The sequence below is a fragment of the Polynucleobacter brandtiae genome (genome assembly GCF_002797575.1).
Classification (GTDB): Bacteria; Pseudomonadota; Gammaproteobacteria; order Burkholderiales; family Burkholderiaceae; genus Polynucleobacter; species Polynucleobacter brandtiae.
This window is the reverse complement of sequence record NZ_PGTX01000004.1, coordinates 14822-37815: the sequence shown is the minus strand read 5'-3', so window position 1 is coordinate 37815 and position 22994 is coordinate 14822. Positions and strand designations below refer to the sequence as shown.

Below are 22994 nucleotides of genomic sequence, written 5' to 3'. Positions count from 1 at the left end.
AAACCCGATTGATATTGCAGTCCTCAAAGCCTACTTCTTAGGCCTGCAAGATCGCATCACCAGCGCAATGAGCGGCCTTGATGGCAAAGCGTTTGTGGTGGATGCCTGGGAAAAGCCAGCAGATAGCAAACTTCAAGGTTATGGCCGTACCTGTACCCTGGATGGTGGTAATATTTTGGAGAAAGGTGGCGTAGGGTTTTCTCATGTCCGCGGTGATCAAATGCCACCCTCAGCCACGCATCACCGTCCTGAGGTTGCGGGCCGTAGCTTTGAAGCAATGGGGGTTTCATTAGTATTTCATCCATATAATCCGAAGATACCCACCACCCATATGAATGTGCGCTGTTTTATAGCGCAAGCACCTGATAAAGAGCCAGTCTGGTGGTTTGGTGGCGGTTTTGATCTCACACCCTATTACGGCATTGATGAAGACTGCAGACATTTTCATCAAACGGCTAAGGATGCTTTAGATCCCTTTGGTGAAACCCTCTATCCCCAGTTTAAAAAATGGTGTGATGAATACTTTTACCTGAAGCATCGTGATGAGCCCCGCGGTATCGGCGGCGTTTTCTTTGATGATTTTAATCAGTTGGGATTTGAAGATAGCTTTGCAATGACGCGCGCCGTTGGTGATGCTTTTATTGATGCTTATTTGCCGATCGTAAAACGTCGCTACCAAGACAGCTTTACGCCCGAAGAAAAATCGTTTCAAGAATATCGTCGCGGTCGCTATGTGGAATACAACCTACTTTTTGATCGTGGAACTATTTTTGGTCTCCACTCTGGCGGCAGGACAGAGTCGATCTTGATGTCGATGCCCCCAGTAGTGCAATGGTGGTACAACTGGCAACCACAAGCAGGAACGCCGGAAGCTAAGCTCTACGACCACTACTTAAAGCCACGCGACTGGTTAGCCTAAATGGTATTACCTACCTCAGATATCGTAAAAAAAATTGGCATTTTAGGCGGCACTTTTGATCCACCCCATCTTGGCCATCTCCAGCTTGCAGCCCATTTTTCCAGGGCACTCCATTTGGATGAGTTACTACTCATTCCTAGTGGGCAGCCGTGGCAAAAAGGATTGGATGTCACGCCCGCAGAAATTCGTTTGCAGTTAACCGAGGCAGCGGGCATTGATTTAGCGAAAACATTCCTTTATGCAAAGATCCCCACGCTGATTGGAATTGACCGTATCGAAATAGATCGTCCCGGTCCAAGTTATGCGATTGATACGGTCAAAGCGCTGCGTGAACGCTTTGGCGGCAATGCGAGCTTATGCTGGATCATGGGCGCAGATTCATTAATGCAGCTCGATACTTGGAACTCCTGGGATCAAATCTTAAATTATGTGAATTTAGGTGTAGCCAGCAGGCCACAGCATGCGCTTTCTGATGAAATGAGCCCTAAAATCCAGCAATTACTTACTAAACACCAAACTAACGACCCTCAAGCTCTTGAAAATAATCCTTTTGGCCTCATTTACATAGACAATAGTCTTTTAGTAGATATTTCTTCAACCGAACTTCGTGCGCACTTAAAAAGCGTCCTTACTAGCGCTACGGCTGCTAAATCTATTCCATCTCACACGCTAGACCGCATCATGAATCTGGGCTTATACAAGCAATCAAGCTAAGATCACCCTATACATAGAAAATTAAAGAAAAATAGCAAAGAAAATATGGACTTAACAAAATTACAACGTGTCGTGATCGATGCCCTAGAAGACGTCAAAGCGCAGGATATTCGGGTGTATGACACCACCGCGTTAACCGACCTATTTGATCGCGTCATTATTGCTACCGGCTCAAGCAATCGCCAAACCCGCTCATTAGCCATGTCAGTCAAAGAGGATGTCAACGCCAAGGGCGGTGAAGTCATTTCCGTCGAGGGTCTTGAAACTGGGGAGTGGGTATTAGTAGATTGCGGCGATATTGTTGTGCATATCCTGCAGCCTGCATTACGGGCTTATTACCAGCTGGAAGGTATGTGGGGTGCTAAACCTGTCCGCGTCAAGCTTGCTGCTGATAAAGGACTTGTGAAAGCTAGCGAGCCAGAGGACGACGAAGAGTAGTCATTGCCTGATGCGCTTAACTATTGTTTCTGTTGGTCACAAAATGCCGGACTGGGTTGCCATGGCAACTCAGGACTACATCAAACGGATGCCATCGGATTGCAGTATTGAAATAAAAGAGATTAAGCCAGACCTCACGCCGGCAAAAGAAGCGCTCAAAATTGCGGTCGCTATTCCCAAGGGATCTCGAGTCATTGCACTGGATGAGCGCGGTAAAGATCAAAGTACGCAACACCTTGCTACTCATTTAGCTAATTGGCGTCAAGAGGGCTTTGATATTACTTTTTTGATTGGTGGGGCTGATGGCCTCGATGCCAGCCTAAAAGAGGGCGCCCAGGAAATGTGGCGTTTATCAAGTCTGACACTACCGCATGCAATGGCTAGAGTCATCCTGGTAGAGCAACTTTATCGGGCTTGGACTATTTTGCAAGGTCACCCCTACCACCGCGAGTAAATCCCATGTTTTCTTATATTTATCTAGCATCACAAAGCCCTCGGCGCCAAGAATTACTCAAGCAGATTGGGGTTCAATTTGAGATGCTCATTGCATCAGCAGAGGAAGATACTGAGAGCCTCGAGATTTCCCTCTCCAATGAAAAAGCAGATGACTATGTTCAACGCGTCGCACTTGCTAAAAGTGCTATTGCGTTAGAACGTTGGAAATCAAGCGGGAAGCCTTGGGCACCGATCTTATGTGCCGATACTACCGTTAGCCTACCAAACTGCCCTGATGGAGCAATTCTCGGAAAACCAATAGATGCAAAAGATGCCGTCAGAATTTTACGGATGCTCAGCGCCAAGACTCATGAGGTGTTGACCGCGGTTGTTCTGATAACAGATCCAGTAAGCGAGCCATTGCACCTAGTGCAGGTATCAAAAGTACAGTTTTGCCCTCTAACAGAGGAGCAAATTAGTCGCTATATCGCCAGTGGTGAGCCCTTTGGAAAAGCGGGTGCTTATGGCATTCAAGGTTTTGGAGGGGCATTTATCTCCTCTATTCAAGGAAGCTATAGCGGTATCATGGGTTTACCTATATTTGAAGTTCATCAATTATTAGATTTAGCCAAAGTCGCCCGCATATGAATGAAGAAATTCTGATCAATATTACCCCCCAAGAAACTCGGGTAGCCTTGATACAACAGGGCGCAGTGCAAGAGCTTCAAATTGAGCGAACCCGTCAGCGAGGTATTGTTGGCAATATCTATTTGGCGAAAGTAGTTCGCGTACTTCCGGGAATGCAGTCTGCCTTTATTGAGGTCGGATTAGAGCGCACTGCCTTTATGCATGTTGCCGACATCACGCAAAATAACCCACAAGCCCAGATTGAAAAGTTGTTATTTGAAGGGCAAAATGTTTTAGTTCAAGTTCTCAAGGATCCACTGGGAACTAAGGGGGCTCGACTCACTACACAACTCAGTATTGCTGGACGCAACTTGGTGTACCTGCCACCCGCAGGCACGGATGCTGCGGCCGAAAAATATATTGGCGTATCCCAAAGAATTGATCAGCCCGACGAGCGCGAAGCAATAAAGATCCGTTTAGCTGGCCTGATGCCCGCAGATGAAAAGGGGGGGATCATTGTGCGCACAAGTGCACAAGATGCCAGTGATACCGAACTTCAACATGACATGCATTATCTTCGCACCACCTGGGAAAAAATTCGGGAGGCGGTAAATCATCATGCCGCACCAAGCTTACTGTACCAAGATCTCAGTCTTGCAGAACGAGTGCTACGCGATGTTGCTGGCGAACAAACTACGCAGATTCGGGTAGATTCCGCTGAAAACTTTGAGAAACTGAAGGCATTTGCCACGCTGTATATGCCCAACTTATTGAATAAGTTGACTCTTCATCGTGGAGAACGCGCCCTATTTGATTTATTTGATGTAGATACCGAGATTAATAAAGCACTTGGCCGCAGAGTAGACCTGAAGTCTGGTGGCTACTTAATGATTGATCAAACCGAGTCCATGACGACGATCGACGTCAACACCGGCAGCTATGTTGGCGCGCGAAACTTAGATGACACTGTATTTAAAACCAATCTAGAGGCGGCCCAAGCTATTGCACGTCAATTACGTTTACGTAATCTTGGTGGAATCATCATTATTGATTTCATCGACATGCTAAGTAAAGATCACCAGGCATCTGTTTTATATGAGCTCAATCGCAATTTAGAGCGAGATCATGCGCGAACGTCAGTGAATGACTTTTCAACACTAGGCCTAGTAGAAATGACACGTAAACGGACTCGAGAATCCCTTGCCCATATCACCTGCGAACCCTGCGCTACCTGCCAGGGTAAAGGTGAAATGAAAACAGCCCAAACGATTTGCTATGAAATCCTTCGAGAAATTGTGCGTGAGCATCGCCAATTTAATCCCCGTGAATTCCGAATTGTGGCCGCTCCAGATGTGATTGATCTATTTTTGGAGGAAGAAAATCAATTTCTAGCTCAATTAGGTGACTTTATTAATAAGCCCATCACACTGCAGGCAGAGGGCAGCTTCCGCCAAGAGCAATACGATATTGTCTTAAGCTAACTATTAAGAGGTGCACTTGAATATTCTACTAACTGGGGGAATGGGCTATATTGGCAGTCACACTGCGGTGCTTTTAGCTTCTGCTGGCTATTACGTTCACATTTACGATAACCTGTGCAATAGCAAAGCCCAAACCCTAACTCGTATTCAAGAGCTATCTGCGAAAACCGTAGGGTTTACTGAGGGTGACATACGCGACACAAAAAAGCTTAGTCAAGTTTTACGGGATCAAAAAATTGATGCTGTGATTCATCTGGCTGGCTTGAAGGCTGTTGGGGAATCATCTCAAAAGCCAATCGAATACTATGCCAATAATGTACAAGGCAGCATTAGCTTAATACAAGCAATGCAGTCCGTCGGTATTAGTACTTTAGTGTTCAGTAGTAGCGCTACCGTCTATGGAGACCCCATTTACTTGCCTTATGACGAGGCACACCCAACCTCGCCAACCAATCCTTATGGTCGCAATAAGCTCCAGATAGAAGAAATTCTGAGAGATCTTGCTGGGAGTGACAAAACCTGGAAAATTGCTTGCCTCAGATATTTCAATCCTGTTGGCGCGCACGAATCAGGGCTTATCGGTGAAGATCCTAACGGCATCCCCAATAATCTGATGCCGGTAATTGCACAGGTTGTTAATGGAAAATTGCCGAGCTTAAATATCTTTGGGAATGATTACGAAACTGAAGATGGCACTGGAAAGCGGGACTACATTCATGTGGTCGACTTGGCAGAAGGTCATTTAGCCGCGCTGACATGGCTAAAGGACAGTCCTGGTTGTCATGCATTCAATCTAGGCAGTGGAAATAGTCGTAGCGTTATGGAGCTACTCCACCACTTTGAAAATGCATCAGGCCAAAAGATTCCTTATCAGGTGGTGGGACGTCGGCCTGGAGATCTTGCGGAGTACTACGCTAAAGCCAATAAAGCTCGAGACCTTCTTGGCTGGGAGACAAAAAGAGACTTACCCGAGATTTGCAATAACACTTGGCTTTGGATTAAAAACAATAGAGCATCCTAGGCATTCGAGAACTGAATACGGTGTAGATTGGCATACAAGCCATCCTTTGCTATCAATTCTTGATGTGAGCCATTCTCAATCACCCGTCCATGCTCGAGCACCACAATGCGATCAGCATGCTCAATGGTAGAGAGTCGATGTGCAATGACTAACGTGGTCCTGCCGGCCATTAATCGCTCTAGCGCATCCTGCACCTGACGCTCTGATTCAGAGTCCAAGGCGGAGGTTGCCTCATCTAGAATCAAGATAGGTGCATCCTTATAAATTGCCCTGGCAATCGCTAAGCGTTGACGCTGTCCACCAGACAATCGATTTCCGTTATCGCCGATCTGCGTATCGATACCTTGAGGCATTTCTTTCATCAGCGCTGATAAATTAGCAGCCTCTAATGCGTCAATCACGCGTCCACGATCAATTCCCTCTGGGCCTAATGCACCATAGGCTACATTCGCCGCAATACTGTCATTAAATAAAATAACATCTTGACTAACAAATGCCATTTGCTTGCGGACATCTGAGAGCACGATCTCCTCCAGGGAAATATCGTCCAGATAGATATGGCCACTAGTCGGGCTGAAAAAGCGAGGCAATAGATTTACTAAGGTCGATTTTCCGCCGCCAGAAGGGCCCACAAATGCCACCACTTCACCAGCCTTAATATCTAAATTGACATTACGCAGCGCATCTTGACGACCTGACTCTTGTTGATAAGAAAATCCTACTTCTTCAAATCGAATGGCGCCCTTTGCTTTTATGAGGGATTTCATATTGAGCTTACGAGACTCATCTTCCTCAATGGGTTGATCCATTAAATCAAAAATCATTTCGGCCGCAGTCAAGCCACGTTGCAAGGGTTGGTTAATATCTGCTAAGTGTTTAATTGGTGAAATAACTAACATCATGGCAGTAACAAACGCGGCAAAACCGCCAACCGTAGTACCCTCCGAGGCTGATTGCATCAGGGCAATCACCAGCACCACAGAAAGTGCCATCGAAGCAATCAACTGCGTAATCGGTTGATTCAGTCCTCCAGCTACCGCAGCCTTCAAGGAGAATTGGCGTAAGCGCTCTGCTTTTTCCATAAAACGATGCATCTCATATTGCTCTGCCCCGTGTACCTTCACAATCTTGTAACCAGCAGCAGATTCTTCTACGATATAAGCCAGTTCACTGGTCAGATTTTGCTGCTGGCGATTGAGCGAACGTAAACGTTTGTTGATCTTACTCATGACAAACGCAATGATTGGAAAAATGACCAGCACCACTAAGGTTAACTGCCAATTTAAATAAATCAAATAACCAATGAGGCCTACTACCGTGAGGGAATCCCTCACCAGACTAATTAACATACTGCCTAAAATACTCAGTACGTTGTTGACTTCGAACACCACAGCGTTAATGAGGCTGGAAGCTGAGTTCTTTTGAAAGAAAGTAGTACTAGCACGTAACAGCGTTTGAAACATTTGCTCTCGTAATTTCAAGAGCACCGCATTAATGACCCGAGTTAATAAATAGTTAGATAAAAATTGAGCCAGACTTCGTACCAAAGCAAGTCCCACCAAAAATACGGGCACTTGCCATAATTTGCCATCCATCTCACCAGTGAAACCTCGATCAAGCAAGGGCTTCATCAGCGCAGGAATTGATGTTTCAGCGGCGGCCACAAAAGCCATAGCTAATAAAGACCCAATAATCATGCCCAAATGGGGTTTGAGATATTGAATTAAGCGATTTAGGGCGGTACGGTCTTGAGCATTCATATAATGAATTATGCCCACCTTATCCGTCATCCTCATCACCCGCAACGAAGAAGCCAATTTGGCCGATTGTTTAGCCTCTCTAGAGGGTATTGCTCAGCAAATCGTAGTGGTTGATACCAGTAGCACTGATAAAACCCTAGAAATTGCTCAAAAATACGGCGCATTGATCTCTACACCAGCAGATTGGCCTGGTTTTGGGCCACAAAAGAATCGTGCCCTAGACTTAGCAACCGGCGATTGGGTTCTATCCCTTGATGCCGATGAAAGACTCAGCCCAGCCCTGAGAAGCGAAATTTTGATGGCTATGCATCACCCGGCCCCGGTAGATTGCTTTGCGATCCCTCGGCTGTCTTGGTATTGCGGGCGATTTATCCGTCATTCTGGTTGGAATCCTGACTTTGTCGATAGGCTATTTAAACGGGGCACAGCGCGCTTCTCCAATGATCTAGTGCACGAGCGTCTAATACCCAATGGTGAGGTCGCCAAATTACAGAGCCCAATGCTGCACTTTAGCTTTATGAACTTCTCGCAAGTGCTGGAAAAAATTGACCGCTATTCAACAGCTTCTGCAGAGCAAGCCTACAACAAAGGCACTAGAAGTAACCCACTAAAGGCAATACTGCATGGATTTTGGGCCTTTATTCGAACTTACCTTATCAGGGCAGGCTTTCTAGATGGCTACCAAGGTCTGGCTTTAGCGCTCTCAAATGCAGAAGGCAGCTACTACCGCTACATTAAAATTTGGCACATGCAAAACCAAGAAAAAAAATGAAAATCAGTGTGATTGTTGCAACCTACAACCGAATGGATGCGCTCAATTTTGTACTGCAATCATTAGAGCAGCAAACAGATGCCGATTTTGAAATCATCATCGCTGATGATGGGTCTAAAGAAGAGACTCGCGATTTTATTAATCAATTTAAAAAATCCTCCAAACAAGCAATACGTCATGTATGGCAAGAGGATTTAGGATTCCGCTTATCCAAAATACGAAACCTTGCAAGCGCACAAGCTAAAGGTGAGTATCTCGTTTTTTTAGACGGGGACTGTATCGTACAACCTGATTTTGTCAGCCAACATCGTAGTCTTGCCGAAGAAGGCTATTTCGTCACTGGCAGCAGAGCATTGCTGAGTGCAGATTTAACCCAACAAATACTTTCTTGGGCTCACTGGGACTTTGATCGTTTCTTGAGTCACCTCCTGATCTATCGCCTGTCAAGTGGAATCAATAAATACTGGCCCCTTAAGATCAAATTAGGTGATGGGCATTGGCGACACTACAAAAAATTTGTTTGGCGGCGTATTAAGGGGTGCAATATGGCCTGCTGGAGGAAAGATGCTCTGACTATTGATGGGTTCGACGAGGGCATGACTGGCTGGGGTCATGAAGATGCTGATTTTGTTTTTAGGCTTCAAAATAATGGTTTGATACGTAAATCAGGATCTTGGTCTACGGAGGTTTTACACCTGCATCACCAAATCAGCGATCAGTCTAATGCGGCAGAGAATGCCCGTCGCGTACGAGAAAAGATTCTTGCCAAAACAACACAAAGCAGCAAAGTTTAGCCATTAGCATGAGTCTATTTTCAAATCTACAGCCTAAAAAAGTATTATTTATTGCGACTCGCCAGATTGGTGATGTCCTGGTGACTACCCCATTAATTTCTAAAGCACGCGCACTATGGCCTGATGCTGAGTTTCATTTTTTAGGATACCGCGGTAAGCTAGAGATGCTGAAGGGCAATCCAGATATCGCTCAAACGATTGAAACCTCAGATCGCCCTGGGATTTTAGAGTACCTCACCTTATTCTTCCGTCTTTTTCAACGCTATGATTTAGCTTTTGTGACACAACCCAGTGATCGTGCATATGCCTATGGACTAGTGGCAGCTCGAACTAGAGTCGGCATATTAGGTGGACATCCCCAAGGCCTGACCGAGCATGACAAGCTTAAGAAAAACAAAAGTGATCAACAAAATCTCTGGAAGAAAGCAATCAGCCTACACACGATCAATGTAGATTACTTTCATCAACATGTCATTATTGAAAAACTTCGTCTTTTAGACATATTCTTTCAAGATACAGAATCCCTATTTAGTCAGCCGATTTCAGTTCGCCCGCCTATTGGAGAAGCAATCACTGCCAGGATCGTCAACCAACTTAATCCACCTTATATCGTGATGCATCCTGGGCCTCTGACAGCCTATAAGCGTTGGCCTTTAGCTTATTGGCAAACTCTCATTACCTGGGCTGTAAAACAAGGTTGGCAAGTGATATTAAGTGCATCTCCAGCAAAACAAGATCTTGATCTCAATCGCGATATCCTCTCTTTATTGGATTTAGAAACTAGTCAACAGGTGGTTGATACCGCCGGGCAGCTATCCCTCTCTCAAGCTGGCTCACTGATTCGTGGAGCAATAGCTTATGTGGGGGTAGATACTTCCATTACACATTTGGCTGCAGCCTGCAACACACCCACCATTGCCTTATTCGGCCCAACACCACCTACAAATTTTGGACCATGGCCAAATGGCTTTATTGGCAAGCAGCCTTATCAATTAAGAGCGCGCACTCAGACGGTCGGCAATGTCACCATTTTGCAAGGTCCTGGAACTTGTGTGCCCTGTAGAAAAGCAGGTTGTGACGACCACGTCAACAGCAAAAGTGAATGCCTCAATCAACTAGAGCCTACTCAAGTGATTGAAGCGCTAAAAAATGCTACTCAGCTATAAATATTGAACTTGTGCTGAATTTGGCTGTTTGGCAGACAGTATTTGATTGAGGCTATGCAGGCAAGCATCATCTGGATAAATACGAAGCTCTTCAGGAAACTGCATTAAGCAAGCGCCGCCACTAGTTGTCACGGCAGCAGTCAATATGAGACCTTTGATGCCCTCGTTTCCAGCCGATATCGCTGGAACTGCAGGGCCTAATTTAGGATCACGCACTCGCGCACTCATCAGGTAAGGGCCAAGCTGACTCCGCAGCGATCTCAAGTCAATGCCTGTATCAATCTTCAGATGCACATTGCGAGCAAACCGCATACGGGCACCCGTAATATTCATCACAGCCTCTGAGACAATTCGTACTCCGCCAGAAAATTTATCTGGACTGACGTTGACTTTGGCCACCAAGAGCTCGTCCTCTTTGAGCCAAGAACGATTTGGCTCGTACACTTCACTGTAGAGCGTTACCTCAAGAGCAGCTGAACCATCATCGATGGTGGCAATCATCATACGACCCCGCTGCCCCGTGAGCATTCGTGCCGAGGTAATGATTCCGGCGATCAATTGATCCTTGCCTTCAGTTACTTTTGCAAGTGACTGACGTATGAAATGGGTTGTCTCATCGCGATAGGCATCAAACATATGCCCCGTAAGACAAAGCCCAAGCGCAGTCTTTTCTTCTTGTAGGCGCTTTTTTTCCGACCAAATAGGTTCGCGAACTAACTCCGGTAAATGACTGTCTGCTTCGCCCGCCACTTCAAATAAACTAACTTGATTAATTGAGGCTTCTGCTTGCTCAGCCGCTTCGATCGCTCGGGCCAAAGAGGCCAGCAAAGTTGAGCGGATATCGTAGAGATTACCCCCTGCAGGTATCGAGTCTTTATATAAGCTGTCAAAGGCTCCAGCGCGCATCAGTGCTTCGATAGCACGACGATTGACTTGGCGACGATCCACTCGGGCACAAAAATCAAATAGATCCTTAAATGGACCACCCTTCTCGCGCGCCTTCACAATCACTTCAATCGCTGCTTCACCAGTGCCCCGAACGGCGCCAAGTCCATATCGAATATGACTTAGCGGTTCACCTGAGGCAGCATTAGGTGCGCGTAATGGGGTAAACACATAGACCCCAGTATTGATATCTGGTGAGAACACTCGGATCTGATTTACCAAACAATCGTCATACAAAATTTTGATCTTGTCAGTGTCATCCATTGCAAGCGATAAGTTAGCCGCCATAAATTCGGCAGGGTAATAGGCTTTTAACCAAGCAGTTTGATAGGCTAAAAGCGCATAAGCAGCGGCATGCGATTTGTTAAATCCATAACCCGCAAAGCGCTCCATCAAATCATAAATTTCGTTCGCCTTACCTTCAGCAACACCGCCTGCTTTTGCACCATCACTAAAAATCTTGCGGTGCTGCGCCATCTCTTCCGGTTTTTTCTTACCCATCGCTCGGCGCAGCATGTCCGCACCACCCAATGAATACCCACCAATCATCTGAGCCATCTGCATCACCTGCTCTTGATACACCATGATGCCGTAGGTCTCTTCCAGCACAGACTCAATACGGGGATCGGGATACTCCACCTTCTGACGACCATGCTTTCGCTCAATAAAATCGGGTATCAAATCCATTGGGCCTGGACGATACAAGGCAACGAGCGCGATGATATCTTCAAATCGGTCTGGCTTGGCCTCACGAAGCATGCCTTGCATACCTCGGCTTTCCAGCTGAAAGACCGCAACCGTATTGGCATTTTTTAATACTTCAAATGCTTTTTGATCATTTAAGGCAATCTCACCAATATTCCAGTCCTGGCGCTCCGAGTGAAGCGTTTGAATCCACTTCTCAGCAGCCGCCAAAATAGTTAGGGTCGTTAAGCCCAAAAAGTCGAACTTGACTAAACCAATCGACTCCACATCATCTTTATCAAACTGGCTAATAACGGAGTTACTACTTTGATCTTTTGAATCTTTTGCTTCTTGTGTATAAAGCGGGCAAAAATCCGTTAGGCGTCCAGGGGCAATCAGAACACCACCGGCATGCATGCCAACGTTACGGGTCATGCCCTCTAGTTGTTGCGCCAAGGACAAGAGCTGACGCACCTCATCTTCATTTTTCTCCCGCTCAGCTAATTGCTTCTCCTCTTTCTTGGCTATTTCAATGGTCATGTATTGACCTGGCTTATTCGGAATCAATTTCGCTATACCATCGACGAAGTTATATCCCTGCTCTAGCACACGACCCACGTCTCGAATTGCCGCTCGAGCCGCCATCGTGCCAAAAGTAGCAATCTGGCTGACTGCGTCCTTGCCATACTTGTCTTTTACATACTGAATAACGCGATCGCGCCCATGCTGGCAAAAGTCAATATCAAAGTCGGGCATCGATACCCGCTCTGGATTGAGGAAGCGCTCAAACAGTAAGTTGTAACGCAGTGGATCCAGATCGGTAATGCCTAGCGAGTACGCGACTAAAGAGCCCGCCCCAGATCCACGGCCTGGGCCAACTGGCACCCCATTATTTTTAGCCCAGTTAATAAAGTCCGCAACAATCAAAAAGTAGCCTGGAAAACCCATCTGGGCAATGGTCTTCACCTCAAAAACTAGGCGCTCTTGATATCGCTGCTGCTCTTGAGTGCGCTCTTCTACATCCGGGAAGTTGCGCACCATATGACGCTGTAAGCCAACTTCAGACTGCTGCAATAGATAGTCGTCAAGCGTAATGCCCGGCGGGGTCGGAAAGTCTGGCAGGCGTGGCTGCCCTAGCACTAGAGATAAATTGCAACGCTTGGCAATTTCTACTGAATTGGCTAGGGCTATTGGTAAATCAACGAACCGCTGCGCCATCTGCGCTTGCGATAGAAAGTATTGCTCATCATTAAATTTCTTTGGACGACGTGGATTACCTAAGAGCTCGCCTTCAGCAATACACACCCGCGCCTCATGCGCAATGAAATCACTCTGCTGCATAAACTGAACGGGATGTGTGGCAACAATAGGAAGATCTAGCTCACTAGCGAGATGGCATGCCAGCTGAAGCTGCTGCTCATCTTGGGGGTGACCTCCGCGCTGCACTTCAATATAAAAAGCATCTGGAAATAAGGTGCTCCAGCGTTTGGCTGCCGCTATTGCCTGAGCGTCTTGCCCCGCCAAGAGTGCCACACCAACATCACCCCAGCGGCCACTAGACAGGGCAATCAGTCCGTAAGCCAGGGTTCGTTTGGCCGCTTTATCTTCGGCTTTGGAAGCGGGCTCATTGAACCACTCAGCATCAATCTCGGCGCGGCCGCGCGATTGATTTTCTAAGGAAGCCTTACTGAGTAATTGGCAAAGATTTAAGTAGCCAGAATGATTTTGAACTAAAAGCAGTAAACGAAAAGGTTGATCAGGATCCTGAGGGTTGCTAATCCAGACATCTGCCCCTGCTATAGGCTTAACACCACCGTTGCGAGCAGCAGTATAAAAACGAATCAAACCAAATAAATTACTTAAGTCTGTGAGGGCCAACGCCCCCATTTGATCTTTTTCAGCAGCGGCAACAGCATCGTCAATGCGAACGATGCCATCCGTAATCGAAAATTCGGAATGAACGCGTAGATGAACAAAATGGGGTGAAGCCATGAGATCATTTTAGCTGTGAACAGATCCCAAAACCCCTCACCCTTATTTAACGGCTATCGGGGCCGCTTTGCTCCCTCCCCAACCGGCCCGTTGCATGCTGGATCGCTAGTAGCCGCCCTAGGAAGTTGGCTAGATGCCCGAAAAAATCAGGGTAAATGGCTCCTCCGAATAGAGGATGTTGATGCTCCCCGCTGCGTTTTCGGGGCAGATGATGAAATCAAGCGCCAATTGCTTGCCTGTGGCCTCTACTGGGACGAAGAGCCTACTTGGCAGTCTAGCCACTTGGAGCGCTATCAAACGGCTCTAGAGCGCTTAAATGACCTCCATTTGATCTACGCTTGTACCTGCTCTAGGCAGATGATCGCTAACGTCTTGAGGACCCCGAAAGCTCGGGATGTCACTACCCCCCGAAACCAGGATGTTATTTATCCCGGAACCTGCAGACCTCGAGGTGAGAAGGTGCATCGGCCCATGAGTGATGCTCTGTCTAATGCGGCTTGGAGATTAGCGCTGCCACAAGATCTATTGATTGAATTTGAAGATGTAGCCCTTGGTAATCAAGCACAATGCTTAAGTTCGGAAGTAGGGGATTTTGTATTACGCCGACGAGATGGCTTGTTCACCTACCAACTGGCTGTTGTTGTTGATGATGCACAACAAAGCATCAGTCATGTCGTGCGCGGTCACGATTTGCTGAGCAACACAGGGCGTCAGATACACCTACAAAATTTATTGGGCTTTAAGACACCTCAATACTTACATTTGCCGTTAGTACTAGATGCCAACGGTGAGAAGTTAAGCAAACAAACTTTAGCAACGGCTATTGATACACAAGATAAAAAACAGGTGCTAACTGAGTTACGCAAAGCAGCAAACCACTTAACTCACTTTGGCTTAAGAAATCTTCCCGATCAAAAAGATATATCCATTGCAGAGTGGCTATTAGCAGCCACTCGCGCCTGGAACCGGCATGGCAAGCTTACTTCTTCTTAAAACCACCAAGTAACGCCCCAACGGAGGGCTTGGCAGGAGTAATTCCTACTTTGATTTCTGCAGGCTTAGCATTGATACCATCAGCAGTATCTGCGACAGTCACTTTCGGTGCTGAAGCTTCATAGGGCTGATAAAAGAAGGGGTCTACTACTTGACTGGGCGACTTGGAAGCATAAGTTGAAGCGCCAGATGATGACCCTGTCGATCTAGATCTAGATCTAGATGCTGAAGTTGAAGTTGATCTTGATTCTGTTGAAGATGAATGACCTGAAGTATTACTTCCCGGTAAAGCTGCGACATCAAGCTTACGCTTCATGAGCTTTTCAATATCGTCTAATAAGCGTTTTTCACTGGCATCCACTAAAGCGATTGCGTCGCCCTTACTACCTGCGCGCCCTGTGCGGCCAATACGATGGATGAAGTCTTCGGCATTAAACGGTAACTCATGGTTAATCACGCAAGGCATCGATGGAATATCCAAGCCACGTGCAGCAACATCTGTCGCTACCAAGGCTTCAATGGCACCGGATTTAAATGCATCTAAAGTCAGAGTACGTTCACCCTGGCTCTTATCCCCATGAATCGCGCCGGCCTTAATGCCATCTCGCTCTAAAGATCGTGCTAAGCGGGCGCAACCTAAGCGACTATTGGTAAAAATGATGCATTGACGCGATAAACCCTGCAGCGTTCTGGCCTCTAGGACCCTAACAATCGCCTGTTGCTTATCTGCGCTAGCCACCATATGGACTACTTGCTTAACCGTATCCGCTGCCGCATTTTGACGAGCCACTTCAACAGTTACCGGGGTACGTAGATAACTTTGCGCTAGCTTCTTAATCTCTGGAGAGAATGTGGCTGAGAACAACAGGGTTTGGCGTTGCGCTGGAATGAGATCAATAATGCGTTGTAGATCGGGTAAAAATCCCATATCTAGCATTCGATCTGCTTCATCTAAAACTAAAATTTCTACCTGCGAAAGATTGGCTACCTTTGACCCTAGATGATCAAGCAAGCGGCCTGGTGTAGCGATCAAAATCTCAACACCACCACGCAGCGTAGTGACTTGTTCTTTCATATCCACACCACCATAAACAACAGCGGAGCGAAGATGGGTGTGCCGTGAATAGCTGGCAGCATTTTCTGCAACCTGAACTGCTAACTCGCGCGTAGGCGTGAGCACTAAGGCGCGAATAGGGTGGCGCGCAGGAGAGGAACTACTACTGGCGTGACGCAAAATTTGCTGAATGATGGGCAAAACAAAAGCGGCTGTTTTACCGGTACCCGTCTGGGCTGCACCCATCAGATCACGCCCAGCCAGCACGTGAGGAATGGCTTGCGCTTGAATTGGAGTCGGGATGGTGTAACCCTGCTCAGACACCGCTTTTTGAATCTGCGGGTCTAGGCCAAAGTCAGCAAAAGTAATTGTTACTTCGGGAGTTGCGGACTGCGCATCTTCCGTTGGGGTATTTATTTCAGGAACAGTATTTATCAAAGTAACTTACAGAATGGCTGCAATGCCGGCTTTTGCAGTTTCGGCATCCTCAGTCGATTTAACGCCGGAAACGCCGACTGCGCCGATGGTAAAACCATTCACATCGATATTGACGCCACCTTCTAACATGCCCGAAATATGTGGGGCAGATAAAAAGGAAATACGTCCGTTATTAATAATCTCTTCGTAAACGCGGCTTTCGCGTTTACCCATTGCAGCGGTGCGCGCTTTTTCTTGAGCAATATAAGAAGAAACTGGCGCGCAACCATCGCGACGAATTAAACCCAATACATGGCCGCCATCATCACAAACGGCGATCGTTACTGCCCAGTTATTGGCTGCAGCATGTTTATCCGCTGCATCCAAAATCTTTTGGACGTCTGCTTGAGTTAAGTAAGGTTTAGTAGCCAACATGATTATTCTTTCGATCTCTAATGCTATTGATATATGTAGTGAATTATAGGTGGAATCTGCTCACTAGGCCCTATTTTAGGAACTCTTGAGCAGCTACAACACCACTGGCCTTGGGTTTATAGCCCATTGCGCCCAAACTCATCTCTACGCCACTTAAGGCTGCCATTAAGCTCAGCTCGTTGCAATCGCCTAAATGGCCAATACGGAAAGCTTTCCCTTTGATCTTACCCAAGCCCGTTCCCAGAGATAAATTGAACTTTTCCAAGGCATGCTTACGTAAGAGATCGGCATCCATTCCCTCGGGTACAGCGATGCAAGTCAGTACTGGTGAATAACAATCTTGATCTAAGCTCTGATTCTCTAAGCCCCAAGCATCGACAGCATGTCGACACGCAGCTGCTAAACGTTGGTGACGAGCAAAGATGGCCTCTAAGCCCTCGGTCATCATCATGTCCATCGCTTCATGCAAGCCGTACATTAAGTTGGTACTCGGCGTTGTAGGCCAGTAGCCCGTTTTATTGGACTCTAAAATTTCATCCCAAGCCCAATAGGATTTAGGCGTTTTATTTACTTTACTAACCTCAATCGCACGTGGTGACAAGGCATTAAAACCGATACCCGGTGGCAACATCAAGCCCTTTTGAGAGCCAGATACTGTCACGTCCACACCCCAGTCGTCATGGCGATACTCCGCCGAACCTAAGCCAGATACGCTATCCACAATCAATAAAGCGGGATGCTTAGCCGCATCAATTGCTTTGCGCACTGCCGCTATGTTGGAAGTGACTCCAGTGGATGTTTCGTTATGCACAACACAAACTGCTTTAATTTGGTGCTGCGTATCTTTACGTAACCGCGCCTCAATGACATCTGCATCCACACCCCAGCGCCAAGTATCTTGATCAGGCTTACCTACAACCTCAACACTTAAACCAAGACGTACCGCAAGTGTGCGCCATAAGTTAGCAAACTGACCTGTTTCATAAAAAAGAACATGATCACCCGGATTCAGAACGTTTACTAAGGCGCCTTCCCATGAGCCTGTTCCAGATGCTGAGTAAATGATGACTGGCTGCTTAGTCTGAAAAATCTTCTTGATACCCTCAAGTACCTGCAGACCAAACACCCCAAACTCAGGCCCACGGTGGTCAATGGTTTGATAGCTAATGGAGCGCAATACGCGCGAAGGCACAGGGCTTGGACCGGGAATATGAAGAAAATGGCGTCCAGAGAGGTGATTATCAAGTTTTAGCATGGGGAGTCTCGCTTGTTTTTATAGTTAATCTTAATAGTCAGTGTATGACAATTTTTCTGAATTTACAATTTTGTATACAAAATATTCTCATTTTTTGATCAAATTTAGCTAAAATTTGAATGAATGCTCAGTTATAGTAATTGTGTATACAAAAAAGAGATGTTGAATATGATGGTTATCACTCCACCTAGCACCCAAAATTTACCCGAGGTCACCTTTCAGAAATTGAAAGCCTTGTTGGTCGAAGGCGTCATTACTCCTGGCAGCAAACTCAATGAGCGCGAGTTGGCAGAGCAACTCCATGTGTCACGTACCCCTATTCGGGAGGCCATTCGTCGTTTAGCAGCTGATGGTTTGGTGGAGCTCATTACCAATCGGGGGGCTATTGCCGTCCAACTCACCAGGGATGACATTATTCATACCTTTGATGTCATTGCCAATTTAGAGGGCTATTCGGGAGAATTGGCGGCGCAAAACATTAGCAGTAAAGCCCTGACCGAACTAGAGGCTCTGCAATACGAAATGATGGCCTCTTATGCACGCCGAGATCTGTCGAGCTACTACCGCTTGAATTTACAGATCCACAATGCCATTAATTACGCCGCGAACAATCCTGTATTAAGCCAGCTATTTACCCAAGTAAATGCCCGCATCGAAGCATTACGCTTTCGCTCCAACCAAGACGGCGTGAAATGGGAAAAGGCGGTTGAAGAGCATCAAGAAATGCTCAATGCATTAAAAGCACATGATAGTAGCCGCATGCGCAAAGTCATGATGCAACATGTCATGAATAAACGGGATGTCGTCATCCAACTCATCGACTCTGAAACTACAGAAAAACTACCCGCATGAATAAGCCCCTTGATATCAAATCATTACTGGTTGATCAATCGCAGCTAGCAAAGCGCCTTAACAAAGAAACGTCGGGTGAAGTCATGACGGATATAGCCAGTCGTGGGCGCTATGCGACTGACGCCTCTATCTACCAAGCAGTGCCAGTGGCCGTCTTTGTTCCCAAGACTGCAGAAGACATTGCCAGCGCCATCCAAATATCAGCTGAGCTTGGTGTGCCCGTTCTGCCTCGAGGTGGAGGTACAAGCCAATGTGGTCAAACTACGGGCACTGCCCTAGTCGTTGATAACAGTAAATACTTCCGTAAGTTAATACACACTGACCCAGTGAAGGCCACTGCTACTGTTGAGCCAGGCATCGTGCTGGACCATCTAAATGCAGCTTTAAAACCGCATGGCCTCTGGTACCCCGTAGATGTTTCTACGGGTGGACAAGCCACAATTGGTGGCATGGCAGGCAATAACTCCTGTGGCAGTCGCTCGATTGCCTACGGCAATATGGTGCACAACGTGCTGGGCATCGATGCATGGCTCTCTAACGGACAGGTAGCTAATTTCGGAAATTATGGTCAAAGTACGGGTGAAGCTAAAAAATTAGGGCACTTTGTTCAACAGCTTGCTAATCAACTTCAACCAGAAATAGAGGCTCGCTTTCCGAAAGTATTGCGACGGGTTGCTGGCTATAACCTTGATATCTTTCATCCACAGAGCGAGCTTCCTTACACGGGTGATGGCAGTGTCAATCTGGCCCATTTATTAGTGGGCAGTGAAGGTACCTTAGCCTACTTTAAATCACTTGAGTTGAAATTAGCACCACTGCCGCAACATAAAGTATTAGGCGTTGTGAACTTCGCGAGCTTCTTTAAAGCAATGGACGGTGCGCAGCATATTGTCAAGCTGGGACCGACGGCAGTAGAGCTGGTGGATCGAACCATGATTGATCTGGCACGTCACAACCCAAGTTTTAAAAAGACAATTGAAACAGCATTGATTGATGCGAACAGTCAAACACCTGAAGCCATTTTATTGGTCGAGTTTTCGGGTGAGTCACATGCACCGTTATTAGATAAACTCCGGTCCTTAGAAACGCTCATGGGCGATTTAGGCATTCCGGATTCGGTGGTACTGATGTCCGATGTAAGCATGCAAAAGAATTTATGGGAAGTTCGCAAAGCTGGCCTCAACATCATGATGAGCCTCAAAGGTGACGGCAAGCCAGTAAGCTTTATTGAAGACTGTGCTGTACCACTAGAAAGCCTTGCTGAGTACACCCAAGCACTTACAGAGGTGTTTTCAAAATATGGGTCGAGAGGCACTTGGTATGCACATGCCTCAGTGGGCACATTGCATGTCCGCCCCATTTTGGATATGCGTCGCGATGGCGCCCAAAAGATGCGCGCTGTTGCCCAAGAAGCTTCTGCATTGGTTCGTAAATATAAGGGCGCGTATAGCGGTGAACATGGAGATGGTCTGTGTCGTGGGGAATGGATTTCTTGGCAATTTGGCCCCAAGATCACCGAAGCCCTTTCAGAAATCAAGCAGGCATTTGATCCCAAGGGATTATTTAACCCTGGAAAGATTGTGGATCCACCCAAGATGGATGACGCCCGCTATTTCCGCTATCCACCAAGTTATAGAGTCATTCCTTTACAGCCCGCACTCGATTGGTCTGCTTGGAATGTTCAAAATGATCCCGTAACAGAGGCAACGACTGCGCCTGGGACCGGCGGTGATCCGGCCATGGGCCTAGCCAAAGCGGTGGAGATGTGTAACAACAATGGTCATTGTCGTAAGTTTGACGCAGAAGTCATGTGCCCTAGCTATCGTGTAACCAGAGATGAAAAGCACCTGACTCGAGGCCGCGCTAATACCCTAAGGCTTGCCCTATCTGATCAATTAGACCCATCGAAAGATGCCTCTGCATCCCCAATAGGCAGCGATGCCATTAAAGAAGTCATGGATCTATGCGTTAGCTGTAAAGCCTGTCGCCGTGAATGTCCAACGGGTGTTGATATGGCAAAGATGAAAATTGAGTTCTTGTCTGCCTACAAAAAACGGGCTGGTCATTCTTTGCGTGACCTAGCCGTTGCATATTTACCTCAATATGCTTCCATGATTAGCGCCGTGCCAGGGTTGGCTACGCTACTCAATCTGCGCAACCGAATTTCAATCATTGCTAAGCTTCAAGAGCGACTGATGGGTATTTCTGCCCAAAGAAGTTTGCCTATCTGGAAAGCAAAAACTTTTTGGAGCAATCAAAAAATCAATTCCACTTACCATTTCACGCCGGAAGAGTTGGCTCGAGAGGATGGCAATGGTAATCAAGGCGTGGTCTTATTGGCAGACACCTTTAATGCCTACTTTGAAGATGATAATTTGCAAGCAGCATTAACGGTCCTCAAGGCAGCAGGCTATCGAGTCCACATTCCACAAAAAACTCTAGAGCAGCGTTCAAAAACAAGTACCAGCACCAGTACCAGTACTTGCTCTAAGGAATTTTGCTGTGGTCGCACCTACTTAGCTACTGGCATGATTGATAAAGCAAAAGAGGCATTAGGCGAACTAGTGAATCACTTGGCCCCTTTTGCTGAAAAAGGCATTCCGATTATTGGTCTAGAGCCCTCTTGCTTATTTACCTTGAAGGATGAAGCCCTAGTCATGGGATTTGGTGATAGCGCTATTACTGTTAGTAAACAAGCGCAGCTTTTAGAAGAATTTTTAGCGCGTAAAGCAACAGCAGGCCAACTTAAATTGACTTTAAAGTCGGCAACGCGCCCTGTTTTACTCCATGGGCACTGTCATCAAAAAGCATTTGCAGCCCTGACTCCGGCTCTAGAACTACTGAGATTAATTCCCAATGCCGATCCCAAACTGATTGAATCTTCTTGCTGTGGTATGGCCGGCAGTTTTGGTTATGAGGCAGAGCATATCGAAGTATCTAAGCAAATGGCAGAACTGAGTCTCTTACCTGCTATTCGCAAAGCGCCTGATAGTTGGGTGGTGGCTGATGGAACAAGTTGTCGTCATCAGATTGCTGATGGGGCGCAAAGGGATGCTGTACATATTGCCAAAATACTAGCAGCCCACCTTTAAAACTAAGCCAGTACATACTTAGCGCATCACTCCGTAGGACACCATCAAAATCGTTCCAGTCAATAAGGCTGGAACGAGCCGCCGTGTTGGTTTAGATACCATCACACCAATACTCAAAGCGCAAATTAATAACCGAATCCATACCGGTACGGTTGCCAGTAAACCCAAGGGCATCAATATTAATCGGATCGTTAAGGCTGCCACCATGGCATAAGTGACTGCAGCGAGCCAGCGAAAGATTTCACTATCTTGATTGATGCTCTTTGAGAGAAAGACGCCAATGGCTCGACAAACATAAGTTCCAATGGTCGCCCCTGCTAGAGCAATCCATAAACCCCAGCCTTGCAGCACGGTATTCATCAACCTAACATCCCCACTCTTTTGCGTAAGCACTTTCGATCAATAAAATAGGCAATTGTTCCAGCTACCAAGCCTGTAGAGAGCAAGCTAGTGTCTCGGTCTAACAAAAAGAATACGGGGCCTAGTGCACACCCAAGAAAAATTGCGATTCGATTAATCCAAGGCTTAACCTCAGTAAAGGTAAGCATAAAGAATAAGGGGTTAATGAAGACGAGGCCTAGTGTGATGGCTACAGGAACCATACCTGCTAAAAAGAATCCCAGAATCGTTCCTGGAATAGAGATGATCCAGCATAGCAAGCCCAGACCAACGAAATAACTGAGGCGATGCTTGACTTCAATCGTATGAAATTCACGCATCGAAATCGCCCATGCGGTCATTGCTAATAGGTGGACTGAGGCATACAGGCTATGGTTACGATCTTTTTGGTCAAACTGTGGAAAGAGCGTCACCGTCATCGTGATAAATCGAGTGGAGGTTAATGTCACCGCTAGCGCAATAGCTAAAACAGAGGAGCCCGTCGTTGCCATCTCTAACAACACCACCTGGCCAGGTAAGGCAAACATGAAGAAACTGGTAGCGCTGGTAAACCAGACATCTAGGCCGTTGGTTTTGCCCATGGCCCCAAAACCCACCATGCCAGCAAAGAGCACCATTGCTGGGGCGCCTGCGGCATCACGGATGCCCGACCAAAAAGCATCATGGCCACTTTTGAAGCGTTGTAGAACTGAGGCCCCTAACGCTATTTCGCTAGGATCACTGGAGGGCTGATCAGTTTTACTCATAAC

At 46.8% G+C, this 22994-nt stretch carries 19 protein-coding genes and 1 pseudogene; 13 read left to right on the top strand and 7 right to left on the bottom strand.

Annotation, left to right across the window (positions count from 1 at the left end):
* Positions 1 to 7 precede the first annotated feature (7 nt).
* From hemF to galE, 7 genes and pseudogenes are all read left to right on the top strand, one after another.
* Positions 8 to 919 (top strand): oxygen-dependent coproporphyrinogen oxidase, encoded by a 912-nt coding sequence (gene hemF, locus B0G85_RS08270; protein ID WP_100380079.1) that lies wholly within the window; start codon positions 8 to 10, stop codon positions 917 to 919.
* Complete coding sequence (locus B0G85_RS08265; RefSeq protein WP_100379995.1) at positions 920 to 1633, top strand: nicotinate-nucleotide adenylyltransferase; 714 nt, start codon at positions 920 to 922, stop codon at positions 1631 to 1633.
* A gap of 45 nt (positions 1634 to 1678) precedes the next feature.
* Positions 1679 to 2068, top strand: a pseudogene (gene rsfS / locus B0G85_RS08260) (ribosome silencing factor); the annotation flags it as partial.
* A gap of 13 nt (positions 2069 to 2081) precedes the next feature.
* Complete coding sequence (gene rlmH, locus B0G85_RS08255; RefSeq protein WP_100379993.1) at positions 2082 to 2525, top strand: 23S rRNA (pseudouridine(1915)-N(3))-methyltransferase RlmH; 444 nt, start codon at positions 2082 to 2084, stop codon at positions 2523 to 2525.
* 5 nt (positions 2526 to 2530) lie between these two features.
* Complete coding sequence (locus B0G85_RS08250) at positions 2531 to 3154, top strand: Maf family protein (protein WP_100379992.1); 624 nt, start codon at positions 2531 to 2533, stop codon at positions 3152 to 3154.
* Entirely contained in the window at positions 3151 to 4614 is a 1464-nt protein-coding gene (gene rng, locus B0G85_RS08245) for a ribonuclease G (protein ID WP_100379991.1), read from the top strand. The genes B0G85_RS08250 and rng overlap by 4 nt, the downstream gene beginning before the upstream one ends.
* Before the next feature lie 16 nt (positions 4615 to 4630).
* Positions 4631 to 5635: a UDP-glucose 4-epimerase GalE gene (gene galE / locus B0G85_RS08240; protein WP_100379990.1), complete on the top strand. Its 1005-nt coding sequence runs from the start codon at positions 4631 to 4633 to the stop codon at positions 5633 to 5635.
* Here the strand turns inward: galE and msbA are convergent.
* Positions 5632 to 7395, bottom strand: coding sequence for a lipid A export permease/ATP-binding protein MsbA (msbA, locus tag B0G85_RS08235; RefSeq protein WP_100380078.1), 1764 nt, complete (start codon positions 7393 to 7395; stop codon positions 5632 to 5634). The two genes, galE and msbA, sit on opposite strands and share 4 nt — an antisense overlap.
* A 10-nt stretch (positions 7396 to 7405) precedes the next feature.
* Here msbA and B0G85_RS08230 point away from each other — a divergent pair, with 10 nt between their 5' ends.
* From B0G85_RS08230 to B0G85_RS08220, 3 genes are read left to right on the top strand one after another with little or no spacing between them, the layout of a single operon-like run.
* Entirely contained in the window at positions 7406 to 8167 is a 762-nt protein-coding gene (locus B0G85_RS08230; RefSeq protein ID WP_100379989.1) for a glycosyltransferase family 2 protein, read from the top strand.
* Positions 8164 to 8961 (top strand): glycosyltransferase family 2 protein, encoded by a 798-nt coding sequence (locus B0G85_RS08225; protein ID WP_100379988.1) that lies wholly within the window; start codon positions 8164 to 8166, stop codon positions 8959 to 8961. The genes B0G85_RS08230 and B0G85_RS08225 overlap by 4 nt, the downstream gene beginning before the upstream one ends.
* 8 nt (positions 8962 to 8969) lie before the next feature.
* Positions 8970 to 10127 (top strand): glycosyltransferase family 9 protein, encoded by a 1158-nt coding sequence (locus B0G85_RS08220; RefSeq protein WP_100379987.1) that lies wholly within the window; start codon positions 8970 to 8972, stop codon positions 10125 to 10127.
* Here the strand turns inward: B0G85_RS08220 and dnaE are convergent.
* A complete protein-coding gene (gene dnaE, locus B0G85_RS08215) occupies positions 10122 to 13748 on the bottom strand; it encodes a DNA polymerase III subunit alpha (protein ID WP_100379986.1) in 3627 nt (1208 codons plus the stop codon). The two genes, B0G85_RS08220 and dnaE, sit on opposite strands and share 6 nt — an antisense overlap.
* Before the next feature lie 15 nt (positions 13749 to 13763).
* On the opposite strand from dnaE, the gene gluQRS reads away from it, so the two are divergent.
* A complete protein-coding gene (gene gluQRS / locus B0G85_RS08210) occupies positions 13764 to 14741 on the top strand; it encodes a tRNA glutamyl-Q(34) synthetase GluQRS (RefSeq protein ID WP_232726001.1) in 978 nt (325 codons plus the stop codon).
* Here the strand turns inward: gluQRS and B0G85_RS08205 are convergent.
* The 3 genes from B0G85_RS08205 to B0G85_RS08195 form a co-directional block, all read right to left on the bottom strand.
* Positions 14728 to 16233, bottom strand: coding sequence for a DEAD/DEAH box helicase (locus tag B0G85_RS08205; RefSeq protein ID WP_100379984.1), 1506 nt, complete (start codon positions 16231 to 16233; stop codon positions 14728 to 14730). The two genes, gluQRS and B0G85_RS08205, sit on opposite strands and share 14 nt — an antisense overlap.
* Positions 16234 to 16239: 6 nt before the next feature.
* The gene (locus B0G85_RS08200) at positions 16240 to 16644 is read right to left on the bottom strand and encodes a GlcG/HbpS family heme-binding protein (protein ID WP_198508786.1); all 405 of its coding nucleotides are present in this window, start codon (positions 16642 to 16644) and stop codon (positions 16240 to 16242) included.
* 73 nt (positions 16645 to 16717) lie between these two features.
* Positions 16718 to 17902, bottom strand: a complete 1185-nt coding sequence (locus tag B0G85_RS08195; protein WP_100379982.1) for a pyridoxal-phosphate-dependent aminotransferase family protein — start codon at positions 17900 to 17902, stop codon at positions 16718 to 16720.
* A gap of 168 nt (positions 17903 to 18070) precedes the next feature.
* Here B0G85_RS08195 and B0G85_RS08190 point away from each other — a divergent pair, with 168 nt between their 5' ends.
* Positions 18071 to 18754, top strand: a complete 684-nt coding sequence (locus tag B0G85_RS08190) for a GntR family transcriptional regulator (protein WP_100379981.1) — start codon at positions 18071 to 18073, stop codon at positions 18752 to 18754.
* Positions 18751 to 21846 (top strand): FAD-binding and (Fe-S)-binding domain-containing protein, encoded by a 3096-nt coding sequence (locus tag B0G85_RS08185; protein WP_100379980.1) that lies wholly within the window; start codon positions 18751 to 18753, stop codon positions 21844 to 21846. The genes B0G85_RS08190 and B0G85_RS08185 overlap by 4 nt, the downstream gene beginning before the upstream one ends.
* Positions 21847 to 21864: 18 nt before the next feature.
* On the opposite strand, the gene B0G85_RS08180 is transcribed toward B0G85_RS08185, so the two are convergent.
* Positions 21865 to 22206: an AzlD domain-containing protein gene (locus B0G85_RS08180; RefSeq protein ID WP_100379979.1), complete on the bottom strand. Its 342-nt coding sequence runs from the start codon at positions 22204 to 22206 to the stop codon at positions 21865 to 21867.
* Positions 22206 to 22991 carry an AzlC family ABC transporter permease gene (locus B0G85_RS08175; RefSeq protein WP_100379978.1) on the bottom strand — a complete coding sequence of 262 codons (786 nt, stop codon included), beginning with the start codon at positions 22989 to 22991 and terminating at the stop codon, positions 22206 to 22208. The genes B0G85_RS08180 and B0G85_RS08175 overlap by 1 nt, the downstream gene beginning before the upstream one ends.
* Positions 22992 to 22994 lie beyond the last annotated feature (3 nt).